At 65.2% G+C, this 16,965-nt stretch carries 17 protein-coding genes; 2 read left to right on the top strand and 15 right to left on the bottom strand.

Translation table 11 applies throughout. The features are described 5' to 3' along the window. Nucleotides 1-12: 12 nt before the first annotated feature. From panC to GTW58_RS10420, 14 genes are all read right to left on the bottom strand, one after another. A complete protein-coding gene (gene panC, locus GTW58_RS15135; protein ID WP_157980531.1) occupies nucleotides 13-1,812 on the bottom strand; it encodes a pantoate--beta-alanine ligase in 1,800 nt (599 codons plus the stop codon). Further along, a complete protein-coding gene (locus GTW58_RS10480; RefSeq protein WP_119933400.1) occupies nucleotides 1,809-3,485 on the bottom strand; it encodes a PH domain-containing protein in 1,677 nt (558 codons plus the stop codon). The genes panC and GTW58_RS10480 overlap by 4 nt, the downstream gene beginning before the upstream one ends. Further along, a complete protein-coding gene (locus tag GTW58_RS10475) occupies nucleotides 3,482-4,084 on the bottom strand; it encodes a PH domain-containing protein (protein WP_232818095.1) in 603 nt (200 codons plus the stop codon). Before GTW58_RS10475 ends, GTW58_RS10480 begins: the two co-directional genes overlap by 4 nt. After that, nucleotides 4,081-4,644 (bottom strand): DUF3180 domain-containing protein, encoded by a 564-nt coding sequence (locus tag GTW58_RS10470; RefSeq protein ID WP_119933399.1) that lies wholly within the window; start codon nucleotides 4,642-4,644, stop codon nucleotides 4,081-4,083. The genes GTW58_RS10475 and GTW58_RS10470 overlap by 4 nt, the downstream gene beginning before the upstream one ends. 2 nt (nucleotides 4,645-4,646) lie before the next feature. Next, a complete protein-coding gene (folK, locus tag GTW58_RS10465) occupies nucleotides 4,647-5,171 on the bottom strand; it encodes a 2-amino-4-hydroxy-6-hydroxymethyldihydropteridine diphosphokinase (RefSeq protein WP_119933398.1) in 525 nt (174 codons plus the stop codon). Beyond that, nucleotides 5,168-5,539 (bottom strand): dihydroneopterin aldolase, encoded by a 372-nt coding sequence (gene folB / locus GTW58_RS10460; protein ID WP_232818094.1) that lies wholly within the window; start codon nucleotides 5,537-5,539, stop codon nucleotides 5,168-5,170. Before folB ends, folK begins: the two co-directional genes overlap by 4 nt. After that, on the bottom strand, nucleotides 5,536-6,438 hold the full coding sequence (gene folP / locus GTW58_RS10455) for a dihydropteroate synthase (protein ID WP_168023512.1): 903 nt from the start codon (nucleotides 6,436-6,438) through the stop codon (nucleotides 5,536-5,538). Before folP ends, folB begins: the two co-directional genes overlap by 4 nt. 31 nt (nucleotides 6,439-6,469) lie before the next feature. Then, nucleotides 6,470-7,033, bottom strand: a complete 564-nt coding sequence (gene folE / locus GTW58_RS10450) for a GTP cyclohydrolase I FolE (RefSeq protein WP_119933397.1) — start codon at nucleotides 7,031-7,033, stop codon at nucleotides 6,470-6,472. Next, nucleotides 7,027-9,078, bottom strand: a complete 2,052-nt coding sequence (gene ftsH / locus GTW58_RS10445) for an ATP-dependent zinc metalloprotease FtsH (RefSeq protein WP_119933396.1) — start codon at nucleotides 9,076-9,078, stop codon at nucleotides 7,027-7,029. The genes folE and ftsH overlap by 7 nt, the downstream gene beginning before the upstream one ends. A gap of 198 nt (nucleotides 9,079-9,276) precedes the next feature. Beyond that, the gene (gene hpt / locus GTW58_RS10440; RefSeq protein ID WP_047688689.1) at nucleotides 9,277-9,828 is read right to left on the bottom strand and encodes a hypoxanthine phosphoribosyltransferase; all 552 of its coding nucleotides are present in this window, start codon (nucleotides 9,826-9,828) and stop codon (nucleotides 9,277-9,279) included. Nucleotides 9,829-9,860: 32 nt separating this feature from the next. Further along, on the bottom strand, nucleotides 9,861-10,967 hold the full coding sequence (gene tilS / locus GTW58_RS10435; RefSeq protein ID WP_047688688.1) for a tRNA lysidine(34) synthetase TilS: 1,107 nt from the start codon (nucleotides 10,965-10,967) through the stop codon (nucleotides 9,861-9,863). A 43-nt stretch (nucleotides 10,968-11,010) separates the two neighbouring features. Then, nucleotides 11,011-11,457 carry a hypothetical protein gene (locus GTW58_RS10430; RefSeq protein WP_047688685.1) on the bottom strand — a complete coding sequence of 149 codons (447 nt, stop codon included), beginning with the start codon at nucleotides 11,455-11,457 and terminating at the stop codon, nucleotides 11,011-11,013. Nucleotides 11,458-11,573: 116 nt separating this feature from the next. Continuing rightward, the gene (locus tag GTW58_RS10425; RefSeq protein ID WP_052209358.1) at nucleotides 11,574-12,749 is read right to left on the bottom strand and encodes a zinc-dependent metalloprotease; all 1,176 of its coding nucleotides are present in this window, start codon (nucleotides 12,747-12,749) and stop codon (nucleotides 11,574-11,576) included. 74 nt (nucleotides 12,750-12,823) lie between these two features. Continuing rightward, nucleotides 12,824-14,341, bottom strand: a complete 1,518-nt coding sequence (locus GTW58_RS10420; RefSeq protein WP_168023511.1) for a D-alanyl-D-alanine carboxypeptidase/D-alanyl-D-alanine-endopeptidase — start codon at nucleotides 14,339-14,341, stop codon at nucleotides 12,824-12,826. Nucleotides 14,342-14,481: 140 nt separating this feature from the next. Between GTW58_RS10420 and GTW58_RS10415 the strand changes: the two genes are divergently transcribed. Together GTW58_RS10415 and GTW58_RS10410 are read left to right on the top strand one after the other, a co-directional pair. Further along, a complete protein-coding gene (locus GTW58_RS10415) occupies nucleotides 14,482-15,003 on the top strand; it encodes an inorganic diphosphatase (protein WP_047688680.1) in 522 nt (173 codons plus the stop codon). Between the two features lie 168 nt (nucleotides 15,004-15,171). After that, entirely contained in the window at nucleotides 15,172-15,873 is a 702-nt protein-coding gene (locus tag GTW58_RS10410) for a hypothetical protein (protein ID WP_047688678.1), read from the top strand. 211 nt (nucleotides 15,874-16,084) lie between these two features. Here GTW58_RS10410 and GTW58_RS10405 read toward each other — a convergent pair whose 3' ends face one another. After that, nucleotides 16,085-16,954: an IS5 family transposase gene (locus GTW58_RS10405; RefSeq protein ID WP_119933395.1), complete on the bottom strand. Its 870-nt coding sequence runs from the start codon at nucleotides 16,952-16,954 to the stop codon at nucleotides 16,085-16,087. Nucleotides 16,955-16,965: the final 11 nt, after the last annotated feature.

The following is a 16,965-nucleotide window of genomic DNA, read 5'->3' as shown; positions in this document are numbered from 1 at the left end:
GGCCACCTGCCCTCACAGGTGGTGGTTGTCAATCAACCGGGTGGTACCCACCCGTGCGGCAACCAGGGCCAGGGTTCCGGGCACCGGATCAACCGGCTGGAGGGTCTGCGGGTCAACCACGGTCAGGTAGTCCAGTTCCACGGTGTCCGGTCCGGCCCCGATCTGTTGCACGTTGATGGCATCCCGTGCCTGTTCTACGGTCACGGCACCTTGCGCCAGCTCCTGCAAGGTGCGGGAAAGGACCAGGGCGGCGGCGCGTTCGTCGTCGTTGAGGTAAGCGTTGCGGGAGGACAACGCCAGTCCATCAGGGGCACGCACAATCGCCACGGGACAAATCTGTACGTCCACGTTCAGATCACGCACCATGCGCTGGATGATCAACAACTGCTGGGCGTCCTTCTGGCCAAAGTAGGCCCGCACCTGATGCCCACCGGTGACCAGGGCAAAGAGTTTTGCCACCACGGTGAGCACACCGTCAAAGTGCCCGGGACGCGAGGACCCCTCCAACTGGTTGCCGAGTTCACCGGAGGAGACCCGAACCAGCGGCAGCCCGCCTGGATACATGTCCTCCACAGCGGGGGCAAAGACGACGTCCACGCCCAACTCCGTGAGCCGCGCCAAGTCCCCGGGCAGGTCTGAAGGGTAACGGGAGAGGTCCTCACCGGGACCGAACTGCAAAGGATTGACAAAAATGGACACCGCCACCAGGTCATTTTCTGCACGAGCCTGACGCACCAGGTGCCCGTGACCGTCATGCAGGGCGCCCATGGTGGGAACGAATCCCACGGTGGCCTCCGGGCCCAATGCCACTGCCCTGGACCGGAGCAGAGTGCGGAACTCCTGCGGGGAGGTGACCACAACAGGCGGCGTGGGTTCCTGCGGCAACGCCGGCGAATCAGGCGAATCCGGCGCGTCCGGCCCCAGCGCCTGGACCACTCGTTGGTGGTCGGCAGGGCTGAGGGCCCCGCGGTCCTTGGCGCGGTCGGCAGTGGCGCGGGCCATGAACGTGTAAGTGCGCAGCACATCCTCCCGGCCGCTGGCCAAGGCGGCTTCCGCCAGCGCCAGGCGGTGTTCCCGGACCGTTCCGGCATCCCCGCGCACCACGGGTCCGGTCAAGGTGGATTCTCCTGAGCGCAGCGCGTTGTCCACGCTGGCCCGGCTCAGGGCGCCCAACACTCGGGAGGGCTCGTCCACGCCGATCTCCTCCAACACCTGGGTGGCCTGCCCGATCAACGTGGTCAGGTTGTTGGCTCCGTGGGTCAAAGCGGCGTGGTAGAGGGTGCGGTCAGCTTCCGGGATGACCACGGGCTCCCCACCCATCTCCACCACCAAGGCTTGGGCGATGGGCCGCACCGCAGCCGGTGCCGTGACTCCGAAGGGGCAGTCGGCCAAGCGGTCAAGGTCCATGGACATGCCCGTGAACGTCATGGCGGGGTGGATGGCCAAAGGAATCGCACCGGCAGCCCGGGCCGGTTCCAGCACGGAGGTGCCCCACCGGCCGGCCACATGGACCACCAGTTGACCGGGCTGCCAGTGACCTCCCTGAGCCAAGCCGCTGATCAACTCCGGCAAGTGATCATCCGGGACCGCCACCAGGACCAGCTCGGCGCGCTCCACCACTTCCGGCACGGTCAACACGGGCACACCGGGCAATAGCAGTTCCGCGCGTTCCGTGGATTCGGCAGAGACCGCAGTCACGCCCACCACGGCGTGCCCGGCAGAACGCAGGGCAGCGCCCAGAACGGCTCCCACCCGGCCTGCGCCAATGACTCCCACACCCAGACGGCCGGGGCGATTGGACGGTGTGCTCACTGATGTTCTCCTGATGGGCCGGCCTCGACGGAGGACACGGACGGATGGCTCAAACCGGCAGGCAGTGCCGGGGCGGCATAGGTGGGCGCCTGAGTGCGGGCCCACGGCAACGGCGGCAGATGAGAGCCAACCCCATCACCCAGATCCGCCGCCCCGTGAGACTCACCCGTGACGGCAGCCACCGCGTTACGTCCGCGTTCCAGCTGCTCCACCACAAAGGACTCCGCCTCGGCCCGATCCATCCGTGCCACGAAGGCACGTACTGGACCGGCAATGGAGTGCAGATTCACATCCGCCAGGTCCAAGGCCCGGGCAATCGGCCCGCGGTCCACGCTGATGGACTGGATCTTGTTGTGTGGCACCACAAAACACATGCGGTACGCACGTCCGGCCCGCGCAATCACCATGTCACGGGTGACTGTGTAGCCGTAGCGTCGCCGGACGATCGGGGCCACCCACCGGGCACGCGCCGGGGAATTGCGGAAACGGGAGGCAGCATCGGCCTCGCCGGCCAGACCTTCAGCACTCAGCCCTGCCACGTGGTCCCCGTCGGAGAGACCAAGGGCTTCACGGAACATGAGCCGGAGGTCGTCGTCGTTGGCAACCGGCAGCAGAACCGCACGGTCACCGGCACTGGAGGACTCCAGACCGCCGCCGTAACCGGCAATGTTGACGTGCACCACGGACCAACCCGCCCACCGCCACAGGGGCGGGCGATACAGCGCCAGGGCCTGAACCCGCCCGGTGGGCACGGTCTGCGAGGTCTTGTTCAGCAGCCCGTACCGTAGCCGCACGCCCTCCGGGGTCCGAAACATTTTGAAGCCCCAGCTGATCTCCAGCGCCTTGAACACCATGCCGCCCAGGGCCAGCAGCGTGGGCACAAAACCCACCAGCATGGCCAGGATGACGCGCGGGAACAGGAAGGCCAGAACCGTGACACTCAGCGCCACCGCGCACAGGACCAGGAAGGAAATGGTCAGCAGCCGAGCGGCAATCACGCGCCGCAGCGGCAGGGAGAGAATCAGCTCCTCATCCGCACCGGCCTGGTCCGTACCAATGGAAGCCTGACCGTCATCATCCGCTGACGACGACGACGCACCGGCCCCGGTCTTGGGAGCTTGTGTTCCAATGGCCCCTAGCAGGTCCTTGCGCAGCCGCCTGGCGTGATCGTGCTTGAGGTAGCGCAGAGCAACCGAGGTCTCCCCGGCATCGGCCACCTCAAACCGCAGTTCCGCCAGTCCCAGCAGGCGCGGCAACAAGGGGCGTTGAATGTCCAGGGCTTGTACTCGGTCCAGGCGGGTCTGCCGTTCCTGCCGGAACACCAGCCCGGTGCGCAGCCGCACGTGGGTGTCCGTGACCTGGTAGCGGGTGAACCACCACATGTAGACCGCACCCACACCGGCCACCAGCGCACCCACCAGGGCCATGGACCCGTAGAACACCCAGTTGGGCATGGTGCTGAAGAATTCTAGAATGGGGGGCAGACTCTCCGGGCTCGGCCCGGCGTCGTCCTCGCCGGTGACATCCCCCACCATGCCGTTGACCACGGTGTTGAACCAGATGCCGATCACCACGGCCAGGGCGATCCACCCGCGGGCCAAGGGGCTCAACGGATTCATCCGGTGCCAGATCAGGGCGGTGTCCTCCCCGTGGAGGATCGGTTGGCTGCTCACAGTTGAATCAGACGATCTTCGCCACGCTCCGTGAGGTGTTCGCGCAGCCGATTCGCTTCTGCCGCCGTGACGCCGGGCAACTTGGTGTCTGTCTGGGGGGAAGCGGTGTGCAGGGTGATTTCTGCCAGGCCAAAGGCGCGCAGCAGAGGACCGGAGTTGACGTCCACGTACTGCATACGCCCGTAGGGAACCACCACCAGGCGACGAACGATCAAGCCCTTGCGCACCAAGAACTCATCCGGGTCCTCCCGGTAACAGTGGGCCCGGACCCGGCGCGGGGTCAGGGCCATGTTGATCACGTAGAACGCCAGAACCAGCAGCGGCCAGGGCAGCAACCACCCCCAGGAGGCACCGGCAAAGGGACCCAGCACCTTGAGCAACACCGGCCACCCGGTGATGGCCAGCATGAACGCCAGGCTGATGAGGTCATTGATCACGGAGACCGCAATGTACTTGCGGCTGATCCCCTGCCATTGACCGGACTCTGCACCGGAGCCCGGACGGGTGGCCGGGTCATCGGCGCGCAACGGGGTGACCCGCTCTGAGACTCCCGTGTCCAAGGGTGCTGCGGGCCGGTGATCGGTGGTCGGTTCAGTCATCGGTCTGGGCTCTCCACGGTGGTGTCGGGGCGTGCTCTGAGTTCCCGAGTGCGGGCCATGCCACCCTCCTGGGCAGGATGGGCCCGGTGTGGCTCCTGGCGCCGGGCAGTGTCTGCAGGATCATCCGGTGGCAGCCTGCAGAAGCCTTCCACCACCCAACCCAGAACACACATGACAATACCGATCACGGTCATGCCGATCACCAACCACAGGGGCGCGTGGTTGGAGCGCACGGGGATCAGCATGGCTTGGTCGTTCACCAGCAACCCGTGCCATCCGGCCATCAAGGCACCCACCACGGCGTTGGCCTGAGCCAAGGAGGCCGTCACAGCCCCCCATGTCCGGTCCAGCCGGACCTCACGGTCACCGTCGCGGATCTTGCGAACCTGCCATCCAACAATCAGCACTGCAGCCGCCTGCACCAACAGGGCGATACCTGCGGCCCACGGCAAGGACAGCAGGGGTCCGCCCAGGCGGCTGGAGAGCAGGTCAGCGGCCCAGCTGCCGGCAAACGCGAAGGCAGCCACCAACATGAGCAGACGGATGGTCAGGGGACGCACGATTACTCCGCAGGCCCTTGTGCAGCAGCATCCGTCAGCAGTGGGTAGCTGCGCGGGGAGATCCCCTGCAGGTCCTCCGCCTGCTCGGCCAGCGCACGCACGGGCTGCCCGTTGAGCCTGGCCTCCGGGTCCATCATGGCCCACGGCACCAGCACGAACGCCCGGTCAGCGGCGCGTGGGTGCGGCAGGGTGAGCGTGGGTTCATCCATGCTCAACCCACCGAACTCAATGATGTCCAGATCCAGGGTGCGCGGGCCCCAGCGGACGTCACGGATCCGGTCATGCGCGGTTTCGATCTCTTGGCACACCGCCAGCAACTCAAACGGCCCCAGCGTGGTGCTGATCCGCACCACGGCGTTCAGATAGTCCGGTTGGCCTTCTGGCCCACCCACCGGGTGCGTCACGACGACGGGCGATGCCGCCACCACCTCCACACCCTCCGTGGCGTTGAGATCAGCGACGGCAGCACGCAGCAGTTCGGCTCGGTCTCCCAGGTTGGAGCCCAGTGCAATGACGGCTTGTCTCATGTTCCTCGTTCCCTGATGACCGTGACGGCCACATTGGCAAAAGGCACCGTGATGGGTGCCTGTGGCTTGTTGACGGTCAGCTCAACCCGCTGCACCAGCGGATACCGTTCCAGCACCAACCGTGCCGTACGATCCGCCAGGGTTTCAATGAGCTCCACCGGCTCCCCTGTGATCTGGGCGTGGATGAGCTCTGCCACTTCCCCGTAGTGCACGGTGTGCGCAAGGTTGTCCGTTGCTCCCGCGGCACGCAGATCCACCGTCAGTACGGCGTCCACGGAGAACTGTTGGCCCACACTTTTTTCGCCGTCCAGCACACCGTGGAATCCGTAGCCTGAGACGCCTGTGAGGGTGATCGAATCCTGGGTCACTGGTCTTGGCCCTTCCATGCCTGGGCCACTGCCAAGGCATCCCGGGTGGTGGGTACGTCATGAACGCGCACGGCCCAGGCCCCGCGGTCTGCAGCCAATGCGGAGATGGCGGCCGTGGCCACGTCCCGTTGCCTGGCCGGGCGCGGTTCACCGTCCACGGCCAGGAGGTTTCCAATGAATCTCTTGCGGGAGGCCGCCACCAACACCGGATGTCCCGATGCCACCAGACGGGGCAGGGCGCGCAGCAACTCCCAGTCCTGGCTGCCACCTTTGGCAAAGCCCAGGCCTGGGTCCAGAATCAGGCGTGAGAGGTCCACCCCGGCGGTCAGGAATCGCTGCACCACGCCGTCGATTTCGCTCAGAACGTCCGTCACCAGGTCCTGGTACACGGCCAGCGCGTCCATGGTTCCGGGGTTCCCGCGTGAGTGCATCACGATGTAAGGCACCTGCAGCTGTGCCACAAGATCAATCATGTCCTGAGTGACGCTGACCCCGGAGACATCGTTGATGCAGTGGGCCCCGGCTTCCACCGCAGCCTGCGCAGTGGAGGCGTTGATGGTGTCCACTGTGACCACCACACCGGCTGCCGTCAGTGCCTGGATCACCGGGAGGACACGACGCCGCTCCTCCTCCGGGTCCACACGAGTGGCACCCGGCCGGGTGGACTCACCACCCACATCCACCATGTCCGCGCCCTGCTGGGACAACAGCAAACCGTGGTCGATCGCAGCCTGGTGGGTGTTGTGCAGGCCGCCGTCGGAAAACGAATCCGGGGTGACGTTGAGGACCCCCATGATGAGCGTGCGGTCCGTGGGGAGGTTGGCCCAGGAACCCCAGCCGCCCACGCTGTCCGGGCGGGCTGCCCGGGGATTGTCTTGCGGGTCTTGGGACTGGCTCATGGTCACCTTCCGTCAGTGGCACGTTGGGGACTCAACGGCCCAGGATCAGGCTCATGGCTTCCGAACGCGTGGCAGGATCATGCAGCTGGCCCCGAACGGCGGAGGTCACGGTCTTGGAACCCGGTTTGCGCACACCACGCATGGACATGCACAAGTGCTCACATTCCAACACCACAATGGCTCCGGCGGCCTGCAGGTGCTCCACCAGGGCTTCCACGATCTGTGTGGTCAGCCGCTCCTGGACCTGCGGACGCTTGGCGTACACGTCCACCAGTCGCGCCAGTTTGGACAACCCGGTCACGCTGCCCTGTGGGCCGGGGATATAGCCGATGTGGGCGTGGCCGTAGAACGGCACCAGATGATGCTCACAGATGGAGTAGAACGGGATGTCCTTGACCAGCACCATCTCCGAATGGCCGATGTCAAAGCTTGTGGCCAGAACGTCCTCCGGGCCCATGGTCATGCCGGAGAACATTTCCTGGTAGGCGCGCGCAACCCGCTGCGGGGTCTGCTGCAGACCGTCCCTCTGGGGGTCCTCCCCGATGGCCAGCAGGATCTCCCGCACAGCAGCTTCGATGCGTGGCTGATCTACCACTCCCGGCGCTCCCCTCCGTCAACGTCCTCAGGTCCCTGCGGGTTCTCCTGGGATTCACCCTCGCCGGGCAGACGCTCGAACTGTTCGCGTTCCTCCTCGGAGGCCTGCGCAAGTTCCTCCTTCTCCCGGGTGGTGGTCACGGGAGGAAGTTCGGAGACCTCACGGCCCTGGTTGGAGATCCACTGGTCCCGCTCGGGCTCCTGGACAATGTCCTTGAAGATCTCCGCGATCTCGGCCTCGTTCAGGGTCTCCTTCTCCAGCAGCTCCAGGGCCAGGCGGTCCAGGACCTCACGGTTGCTGATCAGGATGCGGTGGGCCTCGTCCTGGGCGTTGGCCAGCAGCGCACGCACTTCCTGATCCACGACGGCGGCGGTGGCCTCCGAATAGCCGCGGTCCTCCGCCCCGCCACGTCCCATGAAGGGTTCGGAGTTTCCGCCGCCCAGCTTGACCGAGCCCACGCGGGTGGACATGCCGAACTGGGTGACCATGTTCCGGGCGGTGTCCGTGGCCTTCTGGATGTCATTGGAGGCACCGGAGGACGGATCCTTGAACACGATCTCCTCGGCAGCACGCCCGCCCATGGCGTAGGCCATCTGATCCAGCAACTCGTTGCGGGTGGTGGAGTACTTGTCGTCCGCCGGCATCACCATGGTGTACCCCAGGGCGCGGCCACGGGGCAGGATGGTGATCTTGGTGACCGGATCCGTGTTGCGCAGCGCGGCAGCCACCAGGGCGTGTCCGCCCTCGTGGTAGGCGGTGACCTTGCGCTCGTGCTCCTTCATCAGCCGGGATCGCTTCTGCGGACCGGCAATCACACGGTCAATGGCTTCATCCACGGCGCGGTCGTCAATCAACTGGGCGTGGGACCGGGCGGTGAGCAGGGCGGCCTCGTTCATCACGTTGGCCAGCTCCGCACCCGTGAACCCGGGGGTGCGCTTGGCTACGGAGGCGAGGTCCACGGACTCGTGCAGGGGCTTGCCCTGGGAATGCACGCGCAGGATTTGCTCACGGCCCTTCATGTCCGGTGCTTCTACACCGATCTGTCGGTCAAATCGCCCGGGGCGCAGCAGAGCCGGGTCCAGAACATCCGGCCGGTTGGTGGCTGCAATCAGAATGATGTTGGTGTTGGCGTCAAAGCCGTCCATCTCCACCAGCAACTGGTTCAGCGTTTGCTCACGTTCGTCATTGCCGCCGCCCATTCCGGCACCGCGCTGGCGACCCACGGCATCGATTTCATCCACAAAGATGATGGCCGGGGCGTTCTCCTTGGCGGTCTGGAACAGGTCGCGGACACGGGAGGCACCCACACCCACGAACATCTCCACAAAGTCCGAGCCGGAGATGGAGAAGAACGGTACGGAGGCTTCACCGGCAACGGCCTTGGCCAGCAGGGTTTTACCCGTACCTGGCGGTCCGTAGAGCAGAACGCCCTTGGGCACGGAGGCACCCAGCGCGGTGAAACGGTCGCGTTCCACCAGGAACTGCTTGATCTCATCCAGTTCCTGGACGGCCTCATCAGCGCCTGCCACATCGGCAAAGGTGACCTGCGGGTTGTCCTTGTCGAACTGCTTGGCCTTGGACCGGCCGAACTTCATCAACTGGGATCCACCACCCTGCATGCGGGCAAAGATGAACCAGAAGATGGCCAGGATGATCAAGAAGGGCAGCAGGAACTGCAGCATGGACAGCAGCCAGTTGCTCTGCACCGGCTGATCCGTGTAGCTGTCCAGATCCGCGTTGTTGATGGCCTCGATGACTTCAGGGCCGCGCGGTTCCACGTAGTAGAACTCGACGTTCCTGCCGTAGTCCTGGCCGTTGGCCGAGTAGTCATCGGCCAAGGTGAGTTCCACGCGCTGTTCGCCGTCGTAGGTCTTGGCCTCCGTGGCCTTGTTGTCCTGGAGCAGTTCCAGACCCACGTTGGTGTCCACGCGGTTGCCGTCACTGGAGGTCAGCGTGGTGATCACGGGGATCAGCACCAGCAGGGCAAGGAGAATCCAGAAGAAGGGACCTCCAAAGAAGCCCTGTTTCTTTTTAGCGGTGGCCAAAGCCGGTGGTCCTCTCTCACACGATGCCAACCTGGGCACGGTACGGCACCTGGGCGCCACACCGCAGAAGTCGAACGGTCACTTCGGTTGAAGTCGAAGTGTCAATGTAGCGCGCTCACCCGAATCCGTCTGATTCGCGTGAGCGCGTTCACCCGACGGCGGACAGTTTCCGGGGCAATTACCAGCTGCGCGGTGGCCTCAGGCGTAGACGTGTGGGGACAGGATGGCAATGCAGTCCAGGTTGCGGTACTGCTCCGCCCAGTCCAGGCCATAGCCCACCACGAATTCATTGGGTATGTCCCACCCCACGTAGCGGACGTCGATCTCCACCTTCAGTGCTTCCGGCTTGCGCAGCAACGTGCAGATCTCCACGGAGTTGGCGCCGCGGGACTTCAGGTTGGTGAGCAGCCAGGACAGGGTCAGCCCGGAGTCGATGATGTCCTCCACGATCAGGACGTCCTTGCCGGTCAGATCCGTGTCCAGGTCCTTGAGGATCCGCACCACACCGGAGGACTTGGTGCCGGAGCCGTAAGAGGACACAGCCATCCAGTCCATGGGGTACTGCCCGGACAGGGCACGGGAGAGGTCCGCCATGATCATCAAGGCACCCTTGAGCACACCCACCAGAAGGACGTCCTTGTCCTTGTAGTCGGCATCGATGGCGGCGGCCAGTTCAACCACTCGCTGATCGATCTCTTCCTTGGTGTGCAGAACTTCCTTGAGGTCTTCTGCGACGTCCTGGGACTTCACGATGCTCCTAGTTCCGGTGATGGCAGCTTGGCTCAGTCAGTGCGTCGGAATTCCAAGGTTCCCCGGGGCCGCTCCGCTCTGGATCGGCGGGGTCGAATGGGTCGACGCCGGTAGACAGACACTTTACCCGCCATCTGAACCGGCCCGGCCTGCCCGGTACCGGCTGCCAGTTCCGCCAGCGCCTCCAGCCGTTCGTGGGCCACGGGCTGCCCACCGGCCAGCACGCAGGCCCGTGCCAGGACCCGGCGGGTCAGTGCTTCAGGCTGGGTTTGCAGTGCACTCAGGGACAGCAGCACGGACCCGGTCGGCGCCGGTTGAGCAACGCCGTCCTGTACCTGTGCAGCGGCCTCACGTTGGGCTCGATCCAGAAGGATTTGGGCTTGTTCCTCCAGGGCGTCTGCATCGGCCCCCAGGATGGCTGCGGTCCTGGACAACGACGCCGCCACTCCGGGGCCGAGTTCTTGCTCCAGGAACGGGAGCACCGTGTGGCGCACACGCGCCCGCATGAAGGACTGGTCCTTGTTGGTGGGGTCCATCCAGGGTGCAAGCTGTTCGGCGGTACAGATGCCCTCCGTGTCCTGCCGGGTGTGCCCCAGCAGGGGACGCAGAAGCCTCAGACCGCCCCGGGTGGACACCGGCGCCATGCCCGCCAGGGACCGGGTCCCCGAGCCACGGGCCAACCCCAACAGAACGGTTTCTGCCTGGTCATCACGCGTGTGCCCCAGCAACACCGCATGTGCCCCGGTGGCAGCCATCTGGTCACACAACACGGCATACCGCGCGTCACGGGCAGCGGCCTCTGGACCATCCGCGCCACGCTGCACCGTGACGGCCTGAATCACCACAGGATCCAGTCCAAGTTCCTTGGCTTGGCCTGCCGCCACGGCCGCAACTGCGCCCGATCCCTCCTGGAGTTGGTGATCCACCACCACGGCACCCACCTGGAAGCGGCGTCGTCGGGAAAAATGGGCGGCCGCTGCGGCCAGGGCCAAGGAGTCCGGGCCACCGGACAGGGCCACCAGAACCAGGTCCGTGGGTTCCGGGGCGCGTCCCAAAGACTGCGTGAGGGTGTACTCAAGTGCCCGGCGCGCGGTGGAGACCTGAGGCAGGAGCCGCCCCCGCCGACCGAACTGCGTCACGCGGCCTTCACCACCCAGATCCGCCCCTTAAACCACTGCGGAATCAGCGCTTCTCCGATTCCTTCTGGGCCAAGCCCAGGACCTTGACCAGGGTGGGTGCGGATTCGCCCAGCGCAGTGACGGCGTGCTGCAGCTCGCCAGCGGGAATCATGGCCGCCAGGGCAGAGACCACATTGGATTCACTGTGCAGACCGGCCTGGATCTGCGTGGTGGTCAGCACCGGCTGGGACTGCTCCACCTCACGCAAAGTGGCCTCAACATCTGAGGTGCCCGCACGCTGTTCCAGCATGACAAGGCGCTCGTACACGGCAGGGTTGCCGATCTTGATGCGCCGTCCCGAGTTGAGCTGGGAGAGCATGGGTGCTGAGAGTCCGAGAACTTCAGCCAGGCGGCGCTGAGTGATGCTGTAAGCACTCACCACGGCGCCGAATCGATCGGAGAGCGGCTGGCCGTAGAGCTTGATCTGCTGCTGGATGTTTTCGGAAGTCACCTTTGCGATTCTGTCACGACTGAACCGCGCACCGGGACCCGCTCAGCCACGTGAACCTGGGAGGACACCGTGAACTGATGGGTAACTTGTGTCCAGCTGAATGCCGAGCAAGGGGCTCACGCCAGGACGCGATCCACCCACTCCTGTGGATGGCGGATCTCCCGGGCCACGGGCAGGTTCTCGGCCGACTCCCACACCCGGTTGAAGCCGTCCCGCCCGGCGATCTCAATGACCTCCGTGACGAACTTCTGGCCTTGGACGTACTGCTCGGCCTTGGCGTCCAGACCCAGCACCTTGCGCAGTATCCGCTGCCCCGGAGTCTGCAGGTCACGGCGCCGATCAAAGCGTCTCCGAATGGTCTTCACGGAAGACACCACAGTGGAATCCACGTTGTCCATGACCCAGTTGGCGTGACCTTCCAGCAGGGACATGGTGGCCACGGCGTTGGACATCAGCTCGCGTTCACGCGGTGCCAGGACGGCGGACATGGGCCCCAGCAAGTCATCCCCTGCCTGCGGGACAGCACGGCCCGTGAGTTTTCCGGCGACCTTGGCCGGAAGCTCGTCTGCCACCGCAGTGGCCACCCGACTCAGACGAGTCTTCATCTGGTCCAGATCCCCGGTCATGGACGTGGAGAGTTCATGGATGGTGGCGGCCATGTGGTCCCGCAACCAGGGGGCGGCCGCGAACTGAACCCGGTGGGTCTGTTCGTGCAGGCACACCCACAGCCGGAAGTCATCCGGGTCCACGTTGAGTTCCTGCTCAACCTCCATCACGTTGGGCGCCACGATCATCAGGCGCCCACCGGGGTGGCGGCGTTCAGCATCCTCAGACACCAGCCCCGCATAGGGGTCGTACTGGCCCAGCACCTTGGTGGAGAGGAAACCCAGGATCACCCCGGTTTCCACGGCTGTGGCACGGCTGCCGATCCACTGTGTGAGCTCGTTGTTCGCCTTGCCACTTGCGCGTTGTTGGTACTTGGTGGCCAGACCCTCCATGGCCGGTTCCAGCAACGCCTTGAAAGTCGCCGCATTGGCCGTTGACCACCCTGCACGGTCAACCACCACCACGGGGGCATCCCGCAGGTCCCGTGCAGCCTCCAACCCGGAGATCTGGTGCACGTGGTCCACGGAGACTTCTGCGTAGTGGCGCATGGAGGCAACCGCCTCCTGGACGGCGCGGGCCGGCGGCGTGGGCCCGGCCGTCACCGTCTTGGCAGCCACTTTGGCCGCCAGGTCCCACTTGATCAGTCCGGAGTCCTGACGGGAAGGCGTGGTCTCAAAGATTGACATGACCTCCATGCAACCACAGCGCCGTGTTCGCCCGCTGCGTTGTCCGCGCAGGGCACAGCATCCGGTGCAGGTTCTCAGTTCTGTGCCACGGCGGAAAAGAAGGTGTCCGAGGCATTGCGCGCCGCGCCCTGGTCAGCCGTCCCGTTCAGCAGCACCACCACAATCAAGGGTTCACCGTCCCCTGTTCGCACCTGGCCGGAGAGCGCGGTGACCCCGTGAAGGGTCCCGGTCTTGGCCTGGGCGTTACCCCGTCCGGCAGCGGCCTCCGGAGCCTGGAACCGGTCCGTCAGAGTTCCGCTCTCCCCTGCCGTTGGAAGGGTGGAGAGCATGGCTGCGTGACCGGATTCCGGATTCTGCACGGAGTCCAGCAGGACTTCCCCGAGCACAGCGGCAGAGACCTGGTTCTGTGCAGAGACTCCCGCACAGTCGCTGATGACCACACCGTTGTCCTGCACGGTGTTCTCCCCCAGGACCTTGTCCAGGGCACGGGTCATGGTGGTGCGAGCGCCTTCGGAATCACCGGTCTGCCCGGCTGCCACAGCGGTGACCCGGCACAAGGTTTCGGAGAGTCGGTTGTCCGAGTTCTCCATCATCACCGTGGCCTGCTCGCGCACCGTGGCGGATTCCACCCGCGCCACCTCGGTCACACCCTGTTGCTGATCGGCAGGTTTCAAGGGGTCAGCGGAGGTGTCCACCATGGCTCCCACTTGCACGGTCACCGGCCGGTCTTCACGTTGGGTGAGTTCATCACCGAGCGCTGCGGCAAACACATCGGCCACCCGTTGGGCAGCGTTGGAGTCATAGGAACCAGTCTGCTGACCATCTGCTGTCACCGTTCGGTGGGATGCAAAAGCCATGGGGGACACCGGGCCCACTTCCCCACTGGCAATGTCCCCCGGCAACCAGGCGTCATTGATCCCGGAGCCGGTGAACATGCCGGCGTCCACGTCCACGGTGAGCGTTGAGGTGGAGGCGTCCAGGTCCAGTTTCTCTGCGGTCAACCGCGCCAGATCCGCAATTCCCGCATGTCCGTCAACCGCCTGGGAATCCCCTGCCCCCGGTGCCAACAGAGTGTCCCCGCCGCCAACCAGGACCACAGTGTCCGCAGTGTCACCCGTGACCACCGTGGTGGCCAACCGCTTCTGTGGGTCCACAAAATGCAACAGGGCCAGCTCGGTCAGGATTTTTTGGTTGGAAGCAGGCACCAAGTGCTCATCCGGCATCCGCTCGTACAGCCTGTTTCCGCTGCCCGGATCAATCACCACGGCGCCCGCCACCTGCGCCGTGGAACCGTCCAAGGTGGAATCCAGTGCACCCACCGTTGCATCCGAGAGCTCCACGGGGTCGTCGTCGTCGGAAGATGTGGGTGCGGCTGACGGCGAGGCGGTGGAGGGGACAGATCCGGCCCCGGATTCCTGGGTGGAGGTGCTGTCCCTGGCCCATCCCGGCCACGCGAAAAGCGCCACCAGCAGAAGGACCGCGGCAAGTGCCACGGCCAGCGCCACCCGTCCCCTGCGGGTCAACACCATGACCCGGGACTGCTCAGAAGAAGTCCGCGGCGGTGTTGGAGAGGTGGGCTCAGGGTGTGGCACGGCGCCCATTGTGCCGGGAAATCACGGAAATTGGGCCCACACGGTAAGTAACCTCACGCCCCCGACGGTTAGGCTTGGCCCAGACTTTGCGGTTGATGGCCGCAGAATTGGCTGAATCGAAAGCAACAGAAGGAGTAACCATGGAGATGGACGTCACGATCGAGATCCCCAAGGGTTCGCGCGTCAAGTACGAAATCGACCACGAAACCGGCCGGATCCGCCTGGACCGTGTCTTGTTCACCTCGATGGGCTACCCCACGCACTACGGGTACTTCGAGGACACTTTGGGTGAAGACGGCGATCCCCTGGATGCCATGGTGCTCCTGGATGTTGAGGTCATGCCCGGCGTGATCGTGGAATCGCGCCCCATTGCCGTGTTCAACATGACCGACGAGGCCGGCGGCGACGCCAAGGTCCTGTGCGTCTCCGCTGACAAGCGCTACGACCACATCCAGGGCCTGGAGGACATTGACGAGTACAAGCAGAAGGAGATTCAGCACTTCTTCGAGCGATACAAGGACCTGGAGCCCAACAAGTGGGTCAAGGGCGAAGGCTGGGCCGGCAAGGACGAGGCAGAGCGCCTGGTGCGTGAAGCCCAGGAGCGTTTCCAGAGCTCCCATTACGACACCGCTGCAGAGGCAGAGCAGGAGGGCGAGGACTGATTTCCTCGCTCGAATGACTCCGGCCAAGGGCCCGCACCGAATCTTCGGTGTGGGCCCTTGGGTTTGGGCTTGTGATGTCTGCACCCTGTGGTTGAGTGGACAGCAACACACCAAACCCCAGGGCCCGCAAGATCGCGCGGGCACCGGCATCAACCACGGGAGGCCATCATGTCCGGCAGTGAAGAGCTCCCCGAACGTGTGCCCTACGTCCTGGAGTACCAGGGTCGCACCGTGGTTCTGGGGGAACCTTTCCACCTGGCAGAACTCGACCGAATGCTCAAGCGCTCCAACGTGGCCACCACCACCACGGTCTCCGCAACGGGCGGGGTGCAGCCAGACGGTGTGCTGCTCAACAGCGTGTCCGTGGACCTGACCACGGACAAGTTCTGGGAAGCCGTCCAGGCCTCCGCCTTTGACGACGCCGTATGGCCCACCGATGACTCCCCCATCGTGGTTCCGGAACCGCCCCGCTGGCTGGCCACCGCCCGGTGCTGGGAGTTCGAACCCGCAGCGCCCATCATGCCGGCAGTCCAGACCTCCACCGTGCCGGAGCCCGGCGGGTGGCTCTACCGACCGTCCTTCGGCGGTGCAGACACCTCCTGGTCCGGTGGATCCGTGGGGTTGTTCCAGCTGATGGACCAGGAAACCTTCTGGGTCCTGGCCTCCGCGGAGGAACTGGAGGAGACCCGGCTGCTGTGCCTTGACCTGGCACGCTACCGCCGTGGATTCGGGGAGATGGGAACCTGCTTTGACGAGTTCGAGCGCCCCGGCTCTCTGCGCCTGCCACTGGTCTGCCGGGAAGTCCTGGAGGACGAACTGATCGCTCGCTCCGTGGACATCGAACCCAGATTCTGGCCGCGTTCCGACTGACTCTCCTTCCCAGCCGTCATCACCGGCACCGGTGGGGCACTGCTGCGGACCTCAAGCCAAGCAGCCGGGCCTCCCCCGCGACGACGCCGGTGGGGTGCCGAAGCGGACGTCAAGCGAAGCAGTCCAAGGCGCCCCACCGGCGTCGTCAACATGATGGGCTGCTCCGTCTGTCATGACGGTCCGTGCGGTACCCCACCGCCGTCGTCGTGACCTAGGGTGTGTCTGACAAAGCCCGAGCCCAGGCGACGGCGGCATGGATGAGGACGGCGGCGCGGTAGACGATCGCGTGTTTGTCGTAGCGGGTGGCGAGGCCGCGCCATTGCTTGGTATGGCAGAAGCGGCGCTCGATCACGTTGCGGTTTCTATAATCGGTGACGTCGAGTCCGACGGGCCTGCCGCCGTGTGAGCCGCGCCTCCTGCGGTGCCCCTGCTGGTCGCGCGGTTCCGGGATCACGGCCTTGATGCCGCGTCCGCGCAGGTGCGAGCGGATCGCGCGTGACGAGTATGCTCTATCGCCGCGAATTGCGTCCGGCCGGGTGCGGGGCCGGCCATTATCACGCTTCACGCGTAGCTGCTCGAGCAGGGGAAGCAGCATCGGCGAGTCGCCGGCCTGCCCCGGAGTGATCAGCGTCACCAGCGGCAGCCCGTTGCCATCGACGAGCTGATGGATCTTCGTGGACAGGCCTCCTCGTGAGCGGCCGATGCCGTGATCGGGCGGCTCGACGGCCGGAATTGTGTAATTCGATCCAGCCCCCGTGAGACGGGTGGTGTTCGTCGCGTGCTGATGCGCGCGAGCGATTGTCGAATCCACCGATACCGACCAATCGACCAGGCCCTCAGCATCGGCCTGCGCGATCAGCGCGGACACGATCGTGTCCCAGACTCCCTCCGCAGCGAGGCGGTGATGCCAGGTCCACACCGTCTGCCGCGGCCCGAATACCTCGGGCAAGTCTCGCCACGCGATCCCGCACCGATGCCGGTAGATGATGCCCTCGACCATCGACCTTGCATCCGAGAATCTGGCTCTTCGCAGCTGAGAGGGTAGCTGCGGGGCGTGGGCCGGGCGCGTCGGTGCCGGGATAGACGCCGAGG

The sequence above is a fragment of the Kocuria subflava genome (genome assembly GCF_012163155.1).
Classification (GTDB): Bacteria; Actinomycetota; Actinomycetes; order Actinomycetales; family Micrococcaceae; genus Kocuria; species Kocuria subflava.
The sequence above is the reverse complement of the archived record's forward strand: the minus strand, read 5'-3'. Positions and strand labels throughout refer to the sequence as shown.